Source organism: Pseudovibrio sp. W64 (assembly GCF_001623145.1).
In the GTDB taxonomy this organism is placed as follows: domain Bacteria; phylum Pseudomonadota; class Alphaproteobacteria; order Rhizobiales; family Stappiaceae; genus Pseudovibrio.
Genome location: NZ_LMCI01000039.1, coordinates 129,453 through 146,643, shown reverse-complemented (window position 1 = coordinate 146,643; position 17,191 = coordinate 129,453). Strand labels below are relative to the sequence as shown.

The 17,191-nt window shown below is 49.9% G+C and carries 17 protein-coding genes and 2 tRNA genes; 9 read left to right on the top strand and 10 right to left on the bottom strand.

Annotated elements, in window-relative coordinates; translation table 11 throughout:
• Positions 1–18 precede the first annotated feature (18 nt).
• Positions 19–1,662 (top strand): AMP-binding protein, encoded by a 1,644-nt coding sequence (locus tag PsW64_RS22765; protein WP_063305087.1) that lies wholly within the window; start codon positions 19–21, stop codon positions 1,660–1,662.
• Between the two features lie 4 nt (positions 1,663–1,666).
• On the opposite strand, the gene PsW64_RS22760 is transcribed toward PsW64_RS22765, so the two are convergent.
• Positions 1,667–2,794: a GNAT family N-acetyltransferase gene (locus PsW64_RS22760; protein ID WP_063305086.1), complete on the bottom strand. Its 1,128-nt coding sequence runs from the start codon at positions 2,792–2,794 to the stop codon at positions 1,667–1,669.
• Positions 2,781–4,202 (bottom strand): lipopolysaccharide biosynthesis protein, encoded by a 1,422-nt coding sequence (locus PsW64_RS22755; RefSeq protein WP_063305085.1) that lies wholly within the window; start codon positions 4,200–4,202, stop codon positions 2,781–2,783. The genes PsW64_RS22760 and PsW64_RS22755 overlap by 14 nt, the downstream gene beginning before the upstream one ends.
• A gap of 441 nt (positions 4,203–4,643) precedes the next feature.
• Here PsW64_RS22755 and PsW64_RS22745 point away from each other — a divergent pair, with 441 nt between their 5' ends.
• Positions 4,644–5,003, top strand: a complete 360-nt coding sequence (locus tag PsW64_RS22745) for a TfoX/Sxy family protein (protein WP_063305083.1) — start codon at positions 4,644–4,646, stop codon at positions 5,001–5,003.
• A gap of 77 nt (positions 5,004–5,080) precedes the next feature.
• Here PsW64_RS22745 and PsW64_RS22740 read toward each other — a convergent pair whose 3' ends face one another.
• Complete coding sequence (locus PsW64_RS22740) at positions 5,081–5,509, bottom strand: hypothetical protein (protein ID WP_063305082.1); 429 nt, start codon at positions 5,507–5,509, stop codon at positions 5,081–5,083.
• Between the two features lie 556 nt (positions 5,510–6,065).
• Complete coding sequence (locus PsW64_RS22735; protein ID WP_208980971.1) at positions 6,066–6,545, bottom strand: YchJ family protein; 480 nt, start codon at positions 6,543–6,545, stop codon at positions 6,066–6,068.
• A 102-nt stretch (positions 6,546–6,647) separates the two neighbouring features.
• Here PsW64_RS22735 and PsW64_RS22730 point away from each other — a divergent pair, with 102 nt between their 5' ends.
• On the top strand, positions 6,648–7,760 hold the full coding sequence (locus PsW64_RS22730) for an FAD-dependent oxidoreductase (protein ID WP_063305111.1): 1,113 nt from the start codon (positions 6,648–6,650) through the stop codon (positions 7,758–7,760).
• Between the two features lie 75 nt (positions 7,761–7,835).
• On the opposite strand, the gene PsW64_RS22725 is transcribed toward PsW64_RS22730, so the two are convergent.
• Both PsW64_RS22725 and PsW64_RS22720 read right to left on the bottom strand, forming a co-directional pair.
• Positions 7,836–7,910 (bottom strand) — tRNA-Gly (locus PsW64_RS22725).
• A 48-nt stretch (positions 7,911–7,958) separates the two neighbouring features.
• Positions 7,959–8,033: transfer RNA gene (locus PsW64_RS22720), tRNA-Gly, on the bottom strand.
• Between the two features lie 775 nt (positions 8,034–8,808).
• On the opposite strand from PsW64_RS22720, the gene PsW64_RS22715 reads away from it, so the two are divergent.
• The 5 genes from PsW64_RS22715 (at position 8,809) to PsW64_RS22695 (ending at position 12,609) form a co-directional block, all read left to right on the top strand.
• Positions 8,809–9,873 (top strand): cytochrome-c peroxidase, encoded by a 1,065-nt coding sequence (locus PsW64_RS22715; protein ID WP_063305080.1) that lies wholly within the window; start codon positions 8,809–8,811, stop codon positions 9,871–9,873.
• 141 nt (positions 9,874–10,014) lie between these two features.
• Positions 10,015–10,542, top strand: coding sequence for a prolyl-tRNA synthetase associated domain-containing protein (locus tag PsW64_RS22710; protein ID WP_063305079.1), 528 nt, complete (start codon positions 10,015–10,017; stop codon positions 10,540–10,542).
• A gap of 120 nt (positions 10,543–10,662) precedes the next feature.
• On the top strand, positions 10,663–11,661 hold the full coding sequence (trxA, locus tag PsW64_RS22705) for a thioredoxin (RefSeq protein ID WP_063286092.1): 999 nt from the start codon (positions 10,663–10,665) through the stop codon (positions 11,659–11,661).
• Positions 11,662–11,704: 43 nt separating this feature from the next.
• Positions 11,705–12,385, top strand: a complete 681-nt coding sequence (locus PsW64_RS22700) for an LON peptidase substrate-binding domain-containing protein (RefSeq protein ID WP_057463534.1) — start codon at positions 11,705–11,707, stop codon at positions 12,383–12,385.
• Positions 12,386–12,417: 32 nt separating this feature from the next.
• The gene (locus PsW64_RS22695) at positions 12,418–12,609 is read left to right on the top strand and encodes a Trm112 family protein (RefSeq protein WP_057463533.1); all 192 of its coding nucleotides are present in this window, start codon (positions 12,418–12,420) and stop codon (positions 12,607–12,609) included.
• A gap of 66 nt (positions 12,610–12,675) precedes the next feature.
• On the opposite strand, the gene PsW64_RS22690 is transcribed toward PsW64_RS22695, so the two are convergent.
• The 3 genes from PsW64_RS22690 to PsW64_RS22680 form a co-directional block, all read right to left on the bottom strand.
• Positions 12,676–12,996, bottom strand: a complete 321-nt coding sequence (locus PsW64_RS22690; RefSeq protein ID WP_063286091.1) for a DUF167 family protein — start codon at positions 12,994–12,996, stop codon at positions 12,676–12,678.
• Between the two features lie 3 nt (positions 12,997–12,999).
• Positions 13,000–13,290: a YggT family protein gene (locus PsW64_RS22685; protein ID WP_063286439.1), complete on the bottom strand. Its 291-nt coding sequence runs from the start codon at positions 13,288–13,290 to the stop codon at positions 13,000–13,002.
• 245 nt (positions 13,291–13,535) lie between these two features.
• On the bottom strand, positions 13,536–14,654 hold the full coding sequence (locus tag PsW64_RS22680) for an NAD(P)/FAD-dependent oxidoreductase (RefSeq protein ID WP_063286090.1): 1,119 nt from the start codon (positions 14,652–14,654) through the stop codon (positions 13,536–13,538).
• 69 nt (positions 14,655–14,723) lie between these two features.
• Between PsW64_RS22680 and mnmD the strand changes: the two genes are divergently transcribed.
• Complete coding sequence (gene mnmD / locus PsW64_RS22675; protein ID WP_063286089.1) at positions 14,724–15,425, top strand: tRNA (5-methylaminomethyl-2-thiouridine)(34)-methyltransferase MnmD; 702 nt, start codon at positions 14,724–14,726, stop codon at positions 15,423–15,425.
• A 4-nt stretch (positions 15,426–15,429) separates the two neighbouring features.
• On the opposite strand, the gene PsW64_RS22670 is transcribed toward mnmD, so the two are convergent.
• On the bottom strand, positions 15,430–16,845 hold the full coding sequence (locus tag PsW64_RS22670; RefSeq protein WP_063305110.1) for an L-serine ammonia-lyase: 1,416 nt from the start codon (positions 16,843–16,845) through the stop codon (positions 15,430–15,432).
• Positions 16,846–17,191: the final 346 nt, after the last annotated feature.

The window sequence follows — 17,191 nt, the reverse complement described above, 5'->3', positions numbered from 1 at the left end:
GTTTAGGGGATTTCTGGTGTGCTGCCACCACTGACTTCATACGAGGAATTGCGAGCTGAGTTTCGCTGGACTATTCCTGCGCGCTATAACATTGCGCATGATGCTTGTGATCGTTGGGCGGATATTGAGCCTAAGCGCACAGCTTTGCTGCATGTGCTGTCTTCCGGCGGTGTTGAAGCGTGGAGCTATGGTCAGCTCAAAGGAAATTCCTGCCAGCTTGCAAACTCGCTGCAGTCTTTGGGTGTAGCCCCGCGTGACCGTGTGGCTTTGTTACTGCCTCAAGCGCCTGAAACTGCTATTTCTCATCTTGCGATTTATCGGCTAGGAGCTATCGCAGTTCCATTGGCTGCTTTGTTTGGTCCAGATGCGCTACGGTACCGGTTGGAAAACGCTGGCGCGAAAGTGGTGATTACCAATCAAGCTGGACTTGAGAAACTTTCTGCACTTCGTGAGCAGCTCCCGCTTCTTGAGCATGTTATTTGTGTCGATGGTGCAGGAGATGGAGCTCTTGGCTTCTGGAACTTGCTTGAGCAAGGCTCCGACAGCTTTGAAAGCTATGCGACAGGCCCTGATGATCCAGCTTTGATGATTTACACCTCAGGCACAACAGGACAGCCTAAAGGCGCGCTGCTGGCGCACCGCGTGTTACTTGGGCATTTGCCGGGTATACAAATGGCACATGAGATGCTGCCGCAGGCTGGAGATGCATTTTGGACACCTGCTGACTGGGCTTGGGCGGGAGGTTTACTGAATGCATTGCTGCCGTCGCTGAAGTTCGGGGTGCCAGTGGTAACTGCCCGGATCGACAAGTTTGATCCGGAAGGTGCATTTGACTTGATGGCTCGACATGGCGTTCGTAACGCGTTCATTCCACCTACTGCACTCAAGATGATGCGAAGTGTTGATCATCGTAAGTATTCTGAAAAGCTTAGGTTACGCTCTGTTTGTTCGGCTGGTGAGGCATTGGGGCGTGAAGCATTTGCTTGGTGTCATGAAGCGCTCGGTGTTGCGCCAAACGAGATGTACGGACAGACTGAGTGCAATCTCGTGCTGGGGTCTGGGGCGGGGATAGGAGTTTCACGTGCGGGCGCAATTGGTAAAGCTGTGCCGGGACATGATGTTGCTGTTATCCGTCCAGATAGATCTGTTTGCGAACCAGAAGAGCAAGGCGAGATTGCAGTTCGGCGTGGTACGCCTGTTATGTTCCTGGGGTATTGGCGGAAACCTGAGGCCGATCAGAGCAAGTTCCTTGGTGGTTGGATGCTGACAGGTGACCAGGGTGTTGTTGACATGGATGGATATGTCCACTTCGTTGGCCGCAATGATGATGTCATTACTTCAGCTGGTTATCGCATTGGGCCAACTGAGATTGAGGATTGTCTGATCAAGCATGAAGCGGTTGGATTGGCTGCTGTGGTCGGCAAACCTGATCAGGTGCGGACGGAGATCGTAAAGGCTTATGTTGTGCTGAAAGATGGCTTCGAGCCAAGTGACCGCTTGGTGGATGATATTCGCCAATATGTGCGCGTGAGTCTTTCTGCTCATGAATATCCGCGGGAAATCGAGTTTGTCTCAGAAATGCCTTTGACGACCAGCGGAAAGGTTATTCGCCGGATTTTACGGAATAGAGCGCAGGAAGAAGCTGAGTTGGTTGAAGGGTAGGTAGCTATTTTCGACCAAGCAATTTCTTAATTTTGCTCTTTAACGCCAACTTTGCGCGAGCACCTGCTTGTGCCTCCCAAATTGCAAAGCGTGCTATTGGGCCTTTGCCAATTAAAAACGTGGCATATGGGAACCTTGAGGTCCAGGCCTTGTTTGCCATCTGATTGTCTGGTGTCGAGAGGGAATCGGCACCTGAGAACTCAGGGCCTTCGAGGAGTTTTTGGGTGCTGAAATAGATGAGAAGCTGACCGGGGGAGAATTTTGCGAGACTCTCGTCGAAGGTTGTTTTCCAGCCAAATATGCGGCCTTGCTCGCGGAGCAGGATGTTGGCCGCAATCAACTTGTCGTCGAGCCGTAACTGGCCAATACGAATGTTATCTGCTTCGCCTGACTTTGATACCAGCTCACGCGTGAAAGCGGCATCAGGTGCTCTGGAAAGGAGCGCGGTGCCTTGCTTGCCTTTCCAGCCAGCTGCCTCGAGTTTCAGAAAGTCTTCAAGGCCTGCCTGAATGTCCTCTGAGGTTTCCAGCATACTAAAGGAAAGCGATCCTTCCTTCTCTAGCCGGCGCTGGTTTTTAAAGGCACCTTTCCATGAGGACCGTTTTTTGAGGGCGTCAAAGTCGGCGCGACCTTCTCTGCCAGATAGCTGGAAGGCGCGATCTTCTTTTGAGGAAACCTGATACTTCCATCCGTGTGCTGAAAGTACGCTCTCCAGACACTTATAGACGGGGCCGCCGGCTCCATGGAAAGGGAGGATTAGTGTTTTAGTCCAGCTTAAGTTGCAGGCAGTTTCCAGCAGTTTGTTGAGTGCCGCTGGCGTCGCTTCCTCAGAAAGCAGCAGGGTGCCGAGTGGCCCATAATCACCAGCTAATGTGCTTGGTAGTTTGAAGAGGAGGCCACGCCTTACCATTATGACGGGCAGTGCCGCGTGCGCTTTTGTGCCGGAAGGATCGAGTGCCAATAACAGCTTGATTGAGCCGTTTGCCTTGTGTGCGTTGAATGCACTGACGAAACTGCTGGAGAAGAACGGGTTGGGCTCCAGTGCCTGTTGAGACAGTTGTCGCCACAGCTGTTCAGCTGTTTTGTCTTTGCCGGGGGTCAGCAGTTTAATCGTGGTGCTATCCTGCTTCATTGACTGGAGTTTCCCGTCTCTTCAATGGCAAAATGAATGTGTGTAGTCCAAGGCGTTTGTAGGCAACACGGTAAAGAATGCATGCTTCAAAAAATATGACCAATGTGGTTGCCAGGGCGGCTCCATACAGGCCCATTGTTGGAATAAGTGCTGTGTTGAGAATAAGGTTCACCACAAAGACACTGGCATAGATCTTGGCGCAGGTGTTTTGGTGCCCTGATAGGGTCAGTAATGCGTCAACCGGACCAACGGATGCACGGGCTAATACACCAATGACAAGGATGTAGAGGATTGGTGTGCCTTGTGCAAAGTCTTCTCCAAACAGGGAGAGGAGGAATGGTCCGACTGCCATGACAAAGCCGGCCATGAGTAGTGTTGGCCAGAAGGTCATTTTAGCAGCGCTTGCCACGAAATCCTTGAGGCCATCTCGGTCACCGGAATGGTAGAGGCGGGCCATGCGTGGTGCGCTTGCTGCGCGTACCGCGTAATAAACAAAATGCATCAGCGCAAGGGTGCGTGATGCTGCGAAATAAATGCCGACTTGATCTGGTGGGAGCCAGAGGCCGATTAAGATGACATCAGAGCTGGTGATGAGTTGGAAGAAGCCATCAACTGCCAGCATGGGAACCGACACAAGCAGCCATGACTTTATCTGAAGTCTACGTGGAGTAGGATGGCGGACTTTGTTCAGCGAGACTTCCATCATGATCGTCTGAAAGAAGGTGATGGTCCAGACCGCTGCGATGGTGACGATGCAAGCTGTGACGGCTGTTGGCGGATAGCCCAGCAACAGCGCGATCAACATGAATGCGAGCACTAAAAGAGGGCGGCCAATAAAATCTGGCAGCATTGCTTTGAGTTGCCAGTCTTGCGCACGGGCAATGCCTTCCAGCATACCGGTGTAGGTGTGCATGGGCAGGCAGATTGCGATGAGGTAAAGCGGCAGGATGTATGCATTGCCAATGAAGTCAGAAAAGGCCCAGGCGATGGCTATGCCGAGTACTGCAATAGTTGTTGAGCTGAGTAATACAAGGAACCGGGCGCTGAAGAGCAAGCCGTTGAGGAGTTCGTATTGCTTCTTCTCCAGATATTCTGGAATGAAGCGGAGAAGGGAGACAGAAAACCCAAGCCCTGAAAAAACGCTCAGTATGATGACAACGGTCCAGACAACAATGAAGATGCCGTATTCAGAGGCGCCCATCCAACGAGCCAGAAAGACCTGCATGATGTAGGCGAGTGCTGCGCTCCCGATGCGTAAGGCAAAAACGATCAATGCTGAGCGTCGCGCTCCTCCAGCCTCGCCTTTGCTGAAGAGAGTGCTGAGTATTTTTCCAAGAAGCGGCAGCAGTTTTGCATGAGTGCTGCGAGGTAATAGCACTGCTGACCATTTGAGGAGGAGTTCTTGCACGCGATACGCCTTAATTATTTCTGGTCAATTATTACTAGTATGAAAATTAATATTTTCAGAATGCTGTTCTGTGGCGTTGTCGTGTTGATTGGTCCTTGAGTTAAAACAGAGGCTTAGCTGGACCTTGAAGGCTCTGAAGCTTTTGTTTTGATACTCTCGCAGTTTTTGATGCTTGACTCCTGTGCGATTTGACGGAATCAATATGAGAACATATAGAGAACAGAGTGAAATTTACCGAGAGTGATATGAACGCGAAAACATCGCAAATTGCAGAGCTGCACCACCGCCTCGCGGTGTTAGAGGGACGCCTCCCTTCTGCCGTGCAGCTTGCGCCGGTCCCTGCATCCGCCCAAACTGAGCAGGGACCGGCTCCTCTTGGTGAGGTGCTGACTGTATTAGTCTGTAAAATGGCTAAGACAATCACGCTGGAAGGATGCTCTAGTGGCCTATGATGAGGAACTTGGTGATCGGCTTCGTGAGGAGTTGGAAGGCATTATGGGGATTTCGGAGAAGCGGATGATGGGTGGGTTGTGCTTTTTTCTGGATGGAAACATGCTGGCCGGGGCGCATCGTATTAAGAGTGAAGAGGCTCGCTTTATGTTTCGTGTTGGAAAAGACAATGAAGCGGAAGCGCTCGGCCGAGAGGGGGCTGAGATTGTTGAGCTTGGTGGTCGCCGAATGGGGGGATTGGTGTTTGTGGCTGCTGAGGTGTGTGATCAGGCGGCGCTTAGAGCATGGATTTCGCTCAGTATGAGTTTTGTCACTGGACTGCCAGCCAAACAGTTGAAAGGAAAAGGCTGACGCAGGTTGATCATAATCTGATCGCCTTCAATGTCAGCGCCTTCATATGAGCGTCACAGCTTTGTCGGTTGCTGTTCTTATAGACGCGGGTCTTCGCAAATTTGGGCGTCGCCCTTTAGTACTTTTTTGATTTCGTTGAAGGCTCGTTTCATGGTCGTGCCCTTGACCCAGCCAACGACCAACAACCGTAACCCGGGGTTCTTAGGGTGCTTTCCAGCGATGATTTTAACAGCCCAATATCGCCGTCCTGCAAAGCCAGGTTCAACGAGTTTGTAGGCGCGGAACTGTAAGTACTGGATTTCTGATAGGTTTTTTTTAGAAAAACTTTGTAATAGTGTTGTGCAGTCTTGATTTGGCTTGCTAATTAGAACTAAAGATCCATCGTTTAAGTGTAGCTCCTTAGTAGATTCATAAATTTCACATCCGGATCCTACAGTATTAGGTGTGTTTTGTATTAGTGATCTCCACTTCATAAACTCCATTCTGTTTGCGTGAACTACGTTCATTTAGATGTTTCCTGATCGGTACATATTTGTGTGACACACACATATGTACCGATAGTTGAAATAGTTTTTTTTCTAATTTTAATAAGTTTGGATGTAACGAGGCTTGTCTGAACCTTGTCGGCGTTCCGCTAACCCGTTACGCGAAGGCGCCTTTTCCCTGCGGAATGTGGTTGTTAATGAAGCAACCTAAAGGTGTGGGAAACTCGTGCTGACATACCAGAAATATATGGAAACGATGTTTTCTTGTGTTGGCATCTTATGCTGCTAGCTGATGCAAAATATCTTGGTAAGCCTCAGTTTAGGTTCAGTCATTGGTATGATGAGCTGAAAAGGGCTTGTGTGCAGTCGTAAATGATAAGTCTGAGACCTCTGCTTTTAGACTTTCACGGAGAAGTTTGCTGACCTGGGTGAGGATCGGAACTTGCTTGTAGGGGGAGGTGAAGCCTTATCTGCATCGCGATATGGTCGTTACTGATGGAAGGCGCAGAGAAGTTGACTGCAGCTCTCGCAGCGAGACTGTTTTACGCTCAGTTGATTTTGGATCAGGCTGTGAGGTTTAGAGGCGGCTGCCTTCTACCATCGGTTCAACATAATACCAGCGGCCCTTGCGTTTTTTGAAGAGGCTCAGTTCTCTCTGTTCTCCGGCTTGGCCATGGGCGAGGTATTTGGCGCAGAAGAGGACGCTGCCTTTTGCATCACCTAGTTGCCCCTTATCGGTGCCCAGAATCTCAAGCCCTATCCATTGAGTTTGGGCAGCATATTCTGCGACCTCAATTGAACTGAAGGTTTTTTGATAGCGGTGCCACAATGTGTCTTTCAGGTAATCAATGTTTTTTGTGGCATAAGCGCTGTAACGTGAGCGCATGAGCTGCTCTGCGGTTTCGGGAAGGGCCTTGCCTTCCAGAAAAGGCTGGCAGCAGATTTCAAAGTCTTTTCCTGATTTGCAAGGGCAAGGTGTTGTCATCGAATACCATCCTTTAGAGCTTGGAAGGCAGCTAAACGACAATTTTGAAGCCAGGTCAAGAAGGGCAAACAAGCTCCTCCAAGAGTGATTAAAGTTCGCCTTACTGGTTCAACGCTCCAACAGCGTCTTTTGCATAAGCTCGCAACAACAAGCCCTGTGTACGGTAGGATGGCAATGCAAAGAGGACGCATTCTGATTGTTGGGGCAGGGCCCAGTGGGCTGACTGCCGCAATTGAGCTGAAGCGACGCGGCTTTACGCCTCGTATCATCGATAAGAACTCGCGCCCTCACGCTCAATCTCGTGCCCTTGCCATTAATCCTCGAACCCTCCAAATCCTGCAACCATCTGGTGTGACAGACAAACTGCTGCGAAAGGGATGGCGGATGAACCATGTCCACTTTCGTGGGCCAAGTGACGAGCTTTTAGAAGTTGATCTCTCAGACTTAGATGGGCCTTTTAATTTTATGCTGGCTCTGCCGCAATATGAGACTGAAACTGTTCTTGAACGACATCTGACAGAGCTGGGAATACCGGTCGAGCGGGAGTGTGAACTAGTCAAGCTGGAGCAGGAGGAGGAGGTCGTCACTGCAGTTATACAAACCAGTAGCGGTGACGAAGAGGTACTTCGCCCACCCATGGTGATTGGGGCAGATGGTGCACACTCAATTGTGCGTTCGCAAATGGGGTTCACCTTTTCAGGCAGTTCGTATCCGCAAGATTGGGGGTTGGCAGATGTAGAGTTGGAACCAACCTTGACGATGGATGGGCCGACGATGTTTGACAGGTCACCAAATATCTTCGGTGTCATTCCATTTTCTGCGACACGGGCGCGAATTGTTGCTGATCATTCTGATCCACTTGAGACTATGCCGCCGATTTTGAAAGTTATCAAAGTCAATTGGAAGTCGTCTTTCCGGATCTCTCACCGATTGGCCAATCTCTATCAGAAAGGGCGGGTCTTTCTGGTGGGAGATGCTGCGCATGTGCATTCTCCCTTTGGAGGCAGGGGGATGAACTTAGGGATTGAGGATGCTGCGTGGCTGGCGTGGCAAGTTTCTACCGGGCATACGCATCAATATATGTTGGATCGACGACCTGTTGCCGCGGAGGTTTTGAAAACAGTTGATACCGGCACACGGTTTTTGGCGTCAAACAACACAGCGATCCGTCTGTTCAGGCAAAAGTTTCTACCGGTGTTGGGACGCACAGATTATTTCCAGGCCCGGTTCATGAATATTATGTCTGCTGAGAACACACCATTTCCTCCTTGGCTTGAAGAGGAATAATTTGCTTAAGGCTTTGAAAGGGATGAAGAAGTGCAGATAACAAAAAACCGCCTTGCGGCGGTTGTTTTGTTTTTTTGGAGCGGGCGAGGCGATTCGAACGCCCGACCCTAACCTTGGCAAGGTTATGCTCTACCCCTGAGCTACGCCCGCATATCCAAAAAATTCCAACTTCGCGAAAACTCAGTTTCTTAGAGAAACTGGAGCGGGCGATGAGATTCGAACTCACGACCCTAACCTTGGCAAGGTTATGCTCTACCCCTGAGCTACGCCCGCATCTGTTTCGCTAGAGCCGTTTGTTGCGGCCCCGTCGGTGAGGTGGGAGCTATATGACAAAAGCTCGGGGTGAATGCAACAAGGAATTTGAAATTCATTGTGGGGTTTCTCAGAGCTTGTGGATGTGGAGGTCGTGAAGTGCCTCATAAAAAATATTATATAACAACAAGATAGATAGTTTTTTAGAGTTGTTTGATCGTTGTGGAAATAATTGCACTCGAGTAAAATAACCTATGTGATTTTGTCCGAGGTCGTGGATGGGCTGCATGAAAAAGAAACAGGTTCCCTCATATATCTCAATAAGATCAGGAATTTTTTTAGTCACATTCAGAATGAGCATTAGCGAGCGTGGCTAAGAACAACATCCAGACGTCGTCAGGATCACAATTTGTAATTGGGGGCAGTATGTCGCAGCTGTGTATTAGTATATTCTAAGAGAACGTTTTGAGGGTGAAGTACATGCCCTTGAGAAACGTAAGTTGCACGCGGTCAAAGCTCTCAATTTTTTGTCTATATTAGAGTTATTCTAAGTGTAAGGAGGCGCGCTTCGTGTATGTCTTGTGATTATAATTCTCGATATTTGTAGTATTAATGAGTATTGGTGGAATTCATATTTCAAGTATTTTTTGTATATCTCAATATATTAGATGATGGCTTTGCGTTTTAAGCTGATAAAATTTTTGATATTACCATAGTAAATGTCAAGCGGTTGCATCAATGTGCTTTTGTTTGTAGTGATTCTAAACTCCATTATCTCGTGATGATGGAGGATTTCATGCGAGCAATAATTAAGACATTGATTGGCGCATCTGTTTTCAGCATGGCTGTTCAGGGAGGAGCTTTTGCTCAATCTGAGTTGCTGGAAGAGGCGCGTTCTTACTTCAAGCCGATCCCGCACGCTGTACCTAGTGTTAAAGACAACACGATTACCCGCGAAAAAATTGATCTTGGGCGACAGCTCTTCTTTGATCCGCGATTGTCGCTTTCGGGATTGTTGTCGTGTAACAGCTGCCACAATCTCGGCATGGGTGGGGATGATAATCTGGAAACATCCATCGGCCATGGATGGCAAAAGGGGCCTCGTAACGCACCCACCGTGTTGAATGCTGTGTTCAACCTTGCCCAGTTTTGGGATGGTCGTGCAGAAGACCTGAAAGAGCAAGCCAAAGGCCCGGTGCAAGCTGGTGTTGAAATGGCCAGCACGCCAGAGCGGGTTGAAGCTGTTCTGAACAGTATGCCGGGATACACTGAGCAGTTTTCAAGAGCATTCCCAGGTGAGGAGTTACCAGCGAACTTCGACAATATGGCGAAGGCAATTGAAGCGTATGAGGCAACTTTGATTACGCCTGCTTCCAAGTTTGATCTGTTCCTTGAGGGTAATGAAAATGCTCTCAATGCGCAGGAAAAGCAGGGACTACAGGTGTTTATGGACACCGGGTGTGCCGCTTGTCATGGCGGTGTGAATATTGGTGGTGAGGGGTACTATCCATTCGGCGTTGTTGAAAAGCCGGGTGCAGATATTCTTCCAGTCAATGACAAAGGCCGGTTTGCTGTTACTCAAACTGCCGAGGAAGAATACGTTTTCCGTGCTTCACCGCTCCGCAATATTGATCTGACAGCTCCTTACTTCCATTCCGGCAAGGTTTGGGATTTGAAGCAGGCGGTTTCTATTATGGCCAGCTCGCAGCTTGGTGCTGAGCTGAGTGAAGAAGAGATTGATGCAATTACTGTTTTCCTGAAGACCCTTACCGGAGAACAGCCAAGCGTTGAGTACCCAATTCTGCCAGTTCGGACCAACACCACACCACTCCCTGATCCGTCAGTCATGACGGCTCACTAAGCAAACTATTCGCCCTCGGTTTGCTAGAGGCAGGCGGTTCTTATGGACCGCTTGCCTTTTTCTATAGGTGGCTTAAAACGGTGCAGCATTTATGTGGCAAACACTTGGTTTGCCTCAGAGACTTGGGAGAGGTCGTTCTACATGCCAGCAAGCCGTTCGCAACTGATATCTTTCTTGGAAGACTTGAACATTCCGGTTTCTACAATTGATCATGAGTCGGTTTTTACGGTTGCTGAATCTGCTGATCTGCATGAGCGTATTCCAGGCGGTCACACCAAGAATCTCTTCCTTAAAGACAAAAAGGGTAATCTCTTTTTGGTCGTGGCCCTTCATGATGCTACGATAGATCTGAAGAGAATTTCGAGCATCATTGGTGCATCTGGTCGTGTTTCTTTCGGCAAAGCTGATCTGCTTGAAGAGGTGCTGGGTGTTACTCCAGGGTCCGTCACGCCGTTCTCTCTGATCAATGATCGGGAAGCACAACGCGTGTCCGTGGTGTTTGATGCAGATATGATGGAGCAGGAGGTTCTAAACTTCCATCCATTGCTAAATAATGCTTCAACGGCGATTTCAGCGGAAGGTCTGATGGTGTTTGCCAAGGCATGTGGGCATGATGCCAATGTGCTTGCAGTTTCTGCAGAGGCGCAGAAAGTCACTGAAGATCTATAAAAACTGGGTGATCGCCAATTGTAATTGGTCTCATCTAAGACCATTTTAGGCAGCAGTTAGAGATTTTGATATGAGGAGCGCTGATATGAGCAGCTCCCGGTTCAGTAAAGGGTCAAAATAATGAGTGGATCCGGTTATTCCGTAGGTGGCAGCTTTGGTGGCTCCCTTGGCGGTGGATATGGCGGCGGTTATCAGACCAACACACAGGCTGGCGCGGCATCTCCATCTGCAGCTCCAGCAGCCAATGCTGCTGACTTGATTGTTGATACGACCACTCAAACCTTTGTGCAGGACGTAATCGAGGGCTCCCGTAATCAGGTGGTCCTCGTTGATTTCTGGGCGCCTTGGTGTGGTCCTTGTAAGCAGCTTACGCCGACGCTTGAGAAAGTCGTCAAGGAGGCGAATGGTGCTCTCAAGCTGGTGAAAATGAACATCGAAGATTATCCGGAAGTTGCCGGTCAGATGGGTGTTCAGTCGATCCCGGCAGTGTTTGCATTTAAAGGTGGCCAGCCTGTTGACGGGTTTATGGGTGCGCAGACCGAAGGTGAAATCAAAAAATTTCTCGATCGAATTGGCGTAAACATTGGTCCAAGTGATCTGGAAGTGATGCTTGAGAAGGCTGATGAGCTTCGTGATGCTGAAGGGTATCCAGAAGCTGCACAGCTTTACGGTAGCGCGCTTTCTATCGACGCTGGCAACGTGCAGGCGTTGTGTGGGCTTGCTATGTGCTATCTGGCGCTTGGTGAGAAAGACCATGCAAAACAGATGCTCGATATGATTCCGGAAGATGAGCAGAACTCCCAGCATTTTGCAGCAGCCAAGGCTGCGCTTGAACTCGCTGAGCAATCTGAAGGGCTTGATGACCTTGCAGAGTTGCGTGAGCGTGTAGAAGCCAATGCAGATGATCATCAGGCTCGTTTTGACCTTGCGCTCGCTTTGGGCGGCAAAGGGGATAAAACTGGTGCTGTTGATGAGCTGATTGAGATTATTCGCCGTGACCGTGAGTGGAATGAAGATGGCGCGCGCAAGCAGTTGCTGCAGTTTTTTGAAGCCTGGGGCTTTAAAGATGCAGGTTCTGCTTATGGTCGCCGTAAACTCTCCTCAATTTTATTCTCGTAATCTAGGCCTAATGATAAGAGCGGAGAGCACTTAAGTGGCCTCGATGACTGTTGGAAATGCGACCTACGCAGGTCTGGATGATCTGCCGCAGGTTGTGCCGTTGTTTGTTTTGCCGGGAGCTATCTTGCTTCCGCGCTCCCACATGCCTCTCAATGTTTTTGAGCCGCGCTATACGTCGATGATCGACAGTGCTTTGCGTACTGATCGCATGATTGGGGTAATTCAGCCGCAGTTTGAAACCAGTGATGAAGAATTGGCCGGTAGACCAAAACTTTGCACTGTTGGCTGTATGGGGCGCATTACAGGGTTTCAGGAAAGTGGCGATGGCCGCTATCTGATTACGTTGTCTGGCGTTTCTCGCTTTGTGCTTCGTGGTGAGCTGGAAGAGCGTGCCCCGTTCCGTCGTGGTCACGTTGATGCGACCCGCTTTGCTGGTGATTTGACGACCGGTATCGGAGAAGATGATGTCGATCGAGATCTGCTGCTTTCAACGCTCAAAGAATACTTGAGTGTGAATGACCTTGAAGCGGACTGGGATAGCGTCAATTCTGCCTCGACCGAGGTATTGGTCAATGCATTGTGCATGATGAGTCCTTATGGACCGAAAGAGAAGCAGGCTCTGTTGGAAACAGAGAATCTGAAAGTGCGTGCGGATACGCTCATTGCGTTGGCTGAAGTTGAGCTGGCACGTGGCAATGGTGGTACTGGCAGTACGCTTCAGTGATGCAGGTAAAGACAAAAATGAATGAGGGCTCTATGAGCGAATTTGAAGCGCCACAGCTGGACCGTCGGCTTTTGGAGCTGTTGGTTTGTCCTGTGACGAAGACAACGCTTGAGTACAATCCTGAGAACCAGGAGCTGGTCTCCCGCGCTGCGAAGCTGGCCTATCCAATTCGGAATGGAATTCCGATTATGTTGGAAGAAGAAGCGCGCAAGCTTGAAGACTAAAACGTATCCATCAGAACTGATGTGGGTTCTCTGATCGCGGTTCCGTGCAGAACTTATCTTTGAAGGCTAGGAGAGATGATCTTCTAGCCTTTTTTGCAGCTCTTGTGGTTCGCCGTAAACACGTAGGGTTTTTATGCGGGCGGTGGAACCTGCAATCACTTCTGCCGATGATTTGGGAACAGAGAGTGCTTTCGCAAAAAGGGCCGCAATGGCTTTGTTTGCAGCGCCTTTTTCTGGCACTGCGCGAACGCGCGCCATCACGAGCGGTCGGCCATCGGACTGCTCGCCTATCTTTTCAATTTGATCTTTGGAGGATCTGGGGGTGAGGCGGACGGTAATGAGAATTCCGTCAGCCTGCAGTTTCCAAGGGCGTTCTTGTTCAGCCACTACTTAAAATACGTAGGGATAAACGTAGAGGCCGATGACGCGCTCAATAAGGAAAATGCCGAGCAGCAGCACAATCGGAGAAAGATCCAATCCACCCATTGCTGGCAGGAACCGGCGGATAGGGCGCAGGAGCGGTTCGGTCAGATTGTAAAGTGTCTGCCCGATCATCGCGATGAACTGATTGTTTGAGTTCACCACGTTGAACGCATAGAGCCAGGAGAAGATCACATTCGCAATAATGACCCACGTGTAAAGATTTAGGATGATGAAAACGACATCAAGAATAGCGCGCATGGACTGGTTAAACTCCAAGTTTGCGAAGATGAACTAGCTGAATTGCTTCCCTGAAGACAGAGCTTGGGAAACAGAGTTGTTCCTCATGTAACTTTGAACTGAGGCACCTGCAAGGTCCAGCATGCCTCATTTTTCTATATTTTGAGCTAATTTCACGAAGCGGTACCTGAAAAAGTACCAATTAGCAGGGGGCGTTTGCCCTGAAACTGATAGGGCAAACAATTTTTGTTCTCATCTCGCATGCTTTAGCCAAAATGGAAGGCTGGCTTAAAGCTCTCTGGCAAGTGGATCGTCTGGTCTTGTTCAGGGAACATTTCCTGCATGAGGCAGGCGGCTATGCGGTGAGAAATGGCATAGGAAATTTTGAAACCACCAGTTGCCACCCATGTTTTGTCTTTGCCTGGAATGAGGCCGACCAAAGGGTCCCGTTTTTTACATTTTGGACGGATACCTGCCCAACGGGTGAGGATCGGCGCGTCTTTCAATGAAGGGCAAAAGCCGACTGCCTTGGAGAGCATGGTCTGAATGTCTGCTTCTACTGGCTCTTTGCTGGTCCACTCCTGCTCGGAGGTGGAGCCGATAGCAACAGTGCCATTGGCATGTGAGACAACATAAATTCCGTTGTCATAGATAACCGGGAGAGGTTTGTCGGCCTTATATTCGAGCAAAAGGGATTGACCTTTCACGCCCATGCCGATGGGTTTACCTGCGATCTTACTGAGTGGTTCGAAGCCTTCATAACCTGCTGACAATACCACGCGATCAGCACTCAGGCTTTCACCATTGCCCAGTGAAACGGTGCCTGTAGTCTCATCAAAGCCGAGATACTCGGTGTGTTCCATGATGTCGATGCGTGTTTCCAGCAGGGTTTTGAGACCTGCAGAGACAAGACGCGGATTGGCCCGTGCTGCCAAGGTGTCCCAAATGATGCCAAGTGGAGCGGCTTCTGGTGTGAGCCAGTCACTGAACGGTGTTTCTTTCACCACATTGAAGGTGAAGCCAGTTTCATCGCTTCTCCAGCGTTGCTTGCTTTCTTCAACGCGGGAGAGGGCATGTTCGAGCTTGGGTTCGGTGTAAAGCGGGATCAGGCGACCTGCACGGCTGTAGCCGACAGAAAGGCCAGTGGCTTCTTCCAGCTCCTCCACGATATCGGAGAGTTCGATCAGTGCGTCCAGCTGGAACTGCTTCTTGTCGTTCCATTTACTCGGTACATGGGGCATCAACGCACCAACAAGGCCAGCGCTGGCGCCTGATGCGATGGTGTTTTTCTCCAGAAGAGCGACTTTCAAGCCTTTTCCGAGTGCGGCTTTGGCGACGCTAAGTCCGAAAATTCCCCCTCCAACAACAACTATATCGTAGGTCATGTTTTTTTATTTCCCAGGTTGGGGTATAAGCCCAGACCGATTTTTACGTTAGAGATTTGGCTTAGACATATGACAGAGCGCCCAAAATTGGAATGGGATGATGCGAATGTGCCTTATGCGTCGCAGTTTGGAGATACTTATTACTCCAAAGCCGGTGGATTAGGCGAAACGCGCTACGTATTTCTGCAGGGTAATCAACTCCCTGAACGCTGGGTGGGTGCACAGTCTTTTACTATTGCTGAACTGGGATTTGGAACCGGGCTTAATTTTCTCGCCACGTTGGAGTTGCTTCTGAGTTTGCCAGAAGCTGAGCGGGCCAAGCTGACTTATGTTTCGTTTGAGCTGTATCCGATGGAAGCGGCGGAGATTGAGAAAGCTCTGTCGCAATGGCCGGAGATCAAAGAGCTTAAAGACAAGCTGCTGGCTGCATGGAAGCCTCAGCCGGGTTGGAATCCAATCACCATTGATGGTGTGCGACTGCTGCTTGGTGTTGGGGATGCTCGTGAGATGCTGCCAACCTTGTCCATACCCGTTGATGCCTGGTTTCTTGATGGCTTTAATCCGGCACGGAACCCAGAGCTGTGGGGGCGAGATCTTATGCTTGCTGTTGGAGAGAAAACTGCTGTTGGCGGGACTTTCGGGACCTACACCGCGGCAGGTTGGGTGCGCCGAAATTTGCAGACAGCGGGTTTTGAGGTTGAGCGTATCAAAGGCTATGGCACAAAACGCCAGATGATGGTGGGGCAGAAAACTGCCACCACCGCAACCTGAGTAATCAGCATTCTGGCAGGTTGACTGCCAGACCACCTTTGCTGGTTTCTTTGTATTTGTCGTTCATCTCCACGCCAGTCTGGCGCATGGCTTCAACGCAGTTGTCCAGTGGCATGTAGTGGGAGCCATCTCCACGCAGAGCCAGTGACGCTGCTGAGACGGCCTTGATGGCACCAAGGCCGTTGCGCTCGATGCATGGCACCTGAACGAGGCCTCCGACCGGATCACAGGTCATGCCAAGGTGATGCTCCAGAGCGATTTCAGCTGCGTTCTCAATCTGCTCGTTCGTGCCGCCAAGAGCTGCGCAAAGGCCTGCGGCTGCCATTGCAGCGGCGGAGCCAACTTCGCCCTGACAACCAACTTCAGCACCGGAAATGGAAGCATTGTGTTTGATGATGCCACCAACAGCTGCTGATGTGAGGAGGAAGGTTTTTATGCCTTCATCGTTACTGCCTGGGCAATGCTCGCGGTAATATTTGACGGTTGCCGGGATAACGCCTGCTGCACCGTTTGTTGGTGCAGTGACAACTTTGCCGCCCGCTGCGTTTTCTTCGTTTACGGCCATTGCATAGACTGAGAGCCAGTCGTTGGCGACGTGCGGCATGCTCATGTTATTGCCGCGTTCGTCTTCCAGCTGTTGTTTGATTGCAGCTGCGCGACGCTTGACTGTAAGGCCACCTGGTAGCTCGCCTTCAGTATTCAGGCCGCGCTCCATGCATGCGTTCATCACATCCCAGATTTGCCAGAGCTTGGTGTCCAGTTCTTGCGGATCCAGAGAGGTGATTTCGTTGGCGCGCTTCATCTCAGCAATAGTCTTGCCGGATTTTTGTCCCATCTCCAACATTTCTTGTGCTGTAGCAAATGGATAAGGCATGCCTTTAATTTCGTCGGGAGCCTGATCACCTGACGCTTCTGCTGCTTTCAGGCGGTCCAGTTCTTCTTCGGTCAATACGAACCCGCCACCGATGGAATAGAATGTTTCCTGAAGGTGCAGGCGGTCTTGGGCGTCGTACGCTTCGATCACCATGCCATTTGCATGGCCTGGCAAGTTTTTCTCAAAGTCGAAGATCACGTCTTTATCTGGATCAAAATCTAACTCTGGCAGGTCAGGAAGATGGAGCTTCTTTTCTGTCGCGATCTGTTTTTCGAGCGTCTCCGCTTCATCCGGGTCCAGAGTTTCAGGCGTGCAGCCAGCAAGTCCCAGAATAACAGCTCTGTCTGTGGCATGGCCTTTGCCTGTCCAGGCGAGTGAGCCATGAAGCGTGCAGCGCAATCTCTTTGGTGCACCTGCGCCAGGCCATATGCGCCGGCCGTCTCTCAATTCATCTAGGAAACGTGCGGCGGCGGTCATCGGTCCCATTGTATGGGACGAAGACGGACCTATACCGATCTTGAAAATTTCAAAGACGCTGAGAAACATGTGTTTGGCACCTTTCAGATGGCTGGGGCGTTGTTTTTGTTTCATTAGGATAGAGAACAGCCACTATCACTGAATTTTCTAGGAATAATCGTCATAGCCTCTGAAACCAAGAGGATTATTTTTCCGGATATTTGAAATTGACGTCGCGTTTGTTCAGATGCCGCAGAATTTATCTGTTCTGACTGGAGGCTTATTGATTCAAAAAGATTTTTTTAACGCCGATTTACTGAAAGGATTGAAGAAAACGCTTTGGTTTCACGGGGAATTGATGGACTTGTTTTACTCAGTCAATGTGAATTGAGATGAAAAAACTACCACTTGTTCAGTTTTATGATGCCAATGGGCA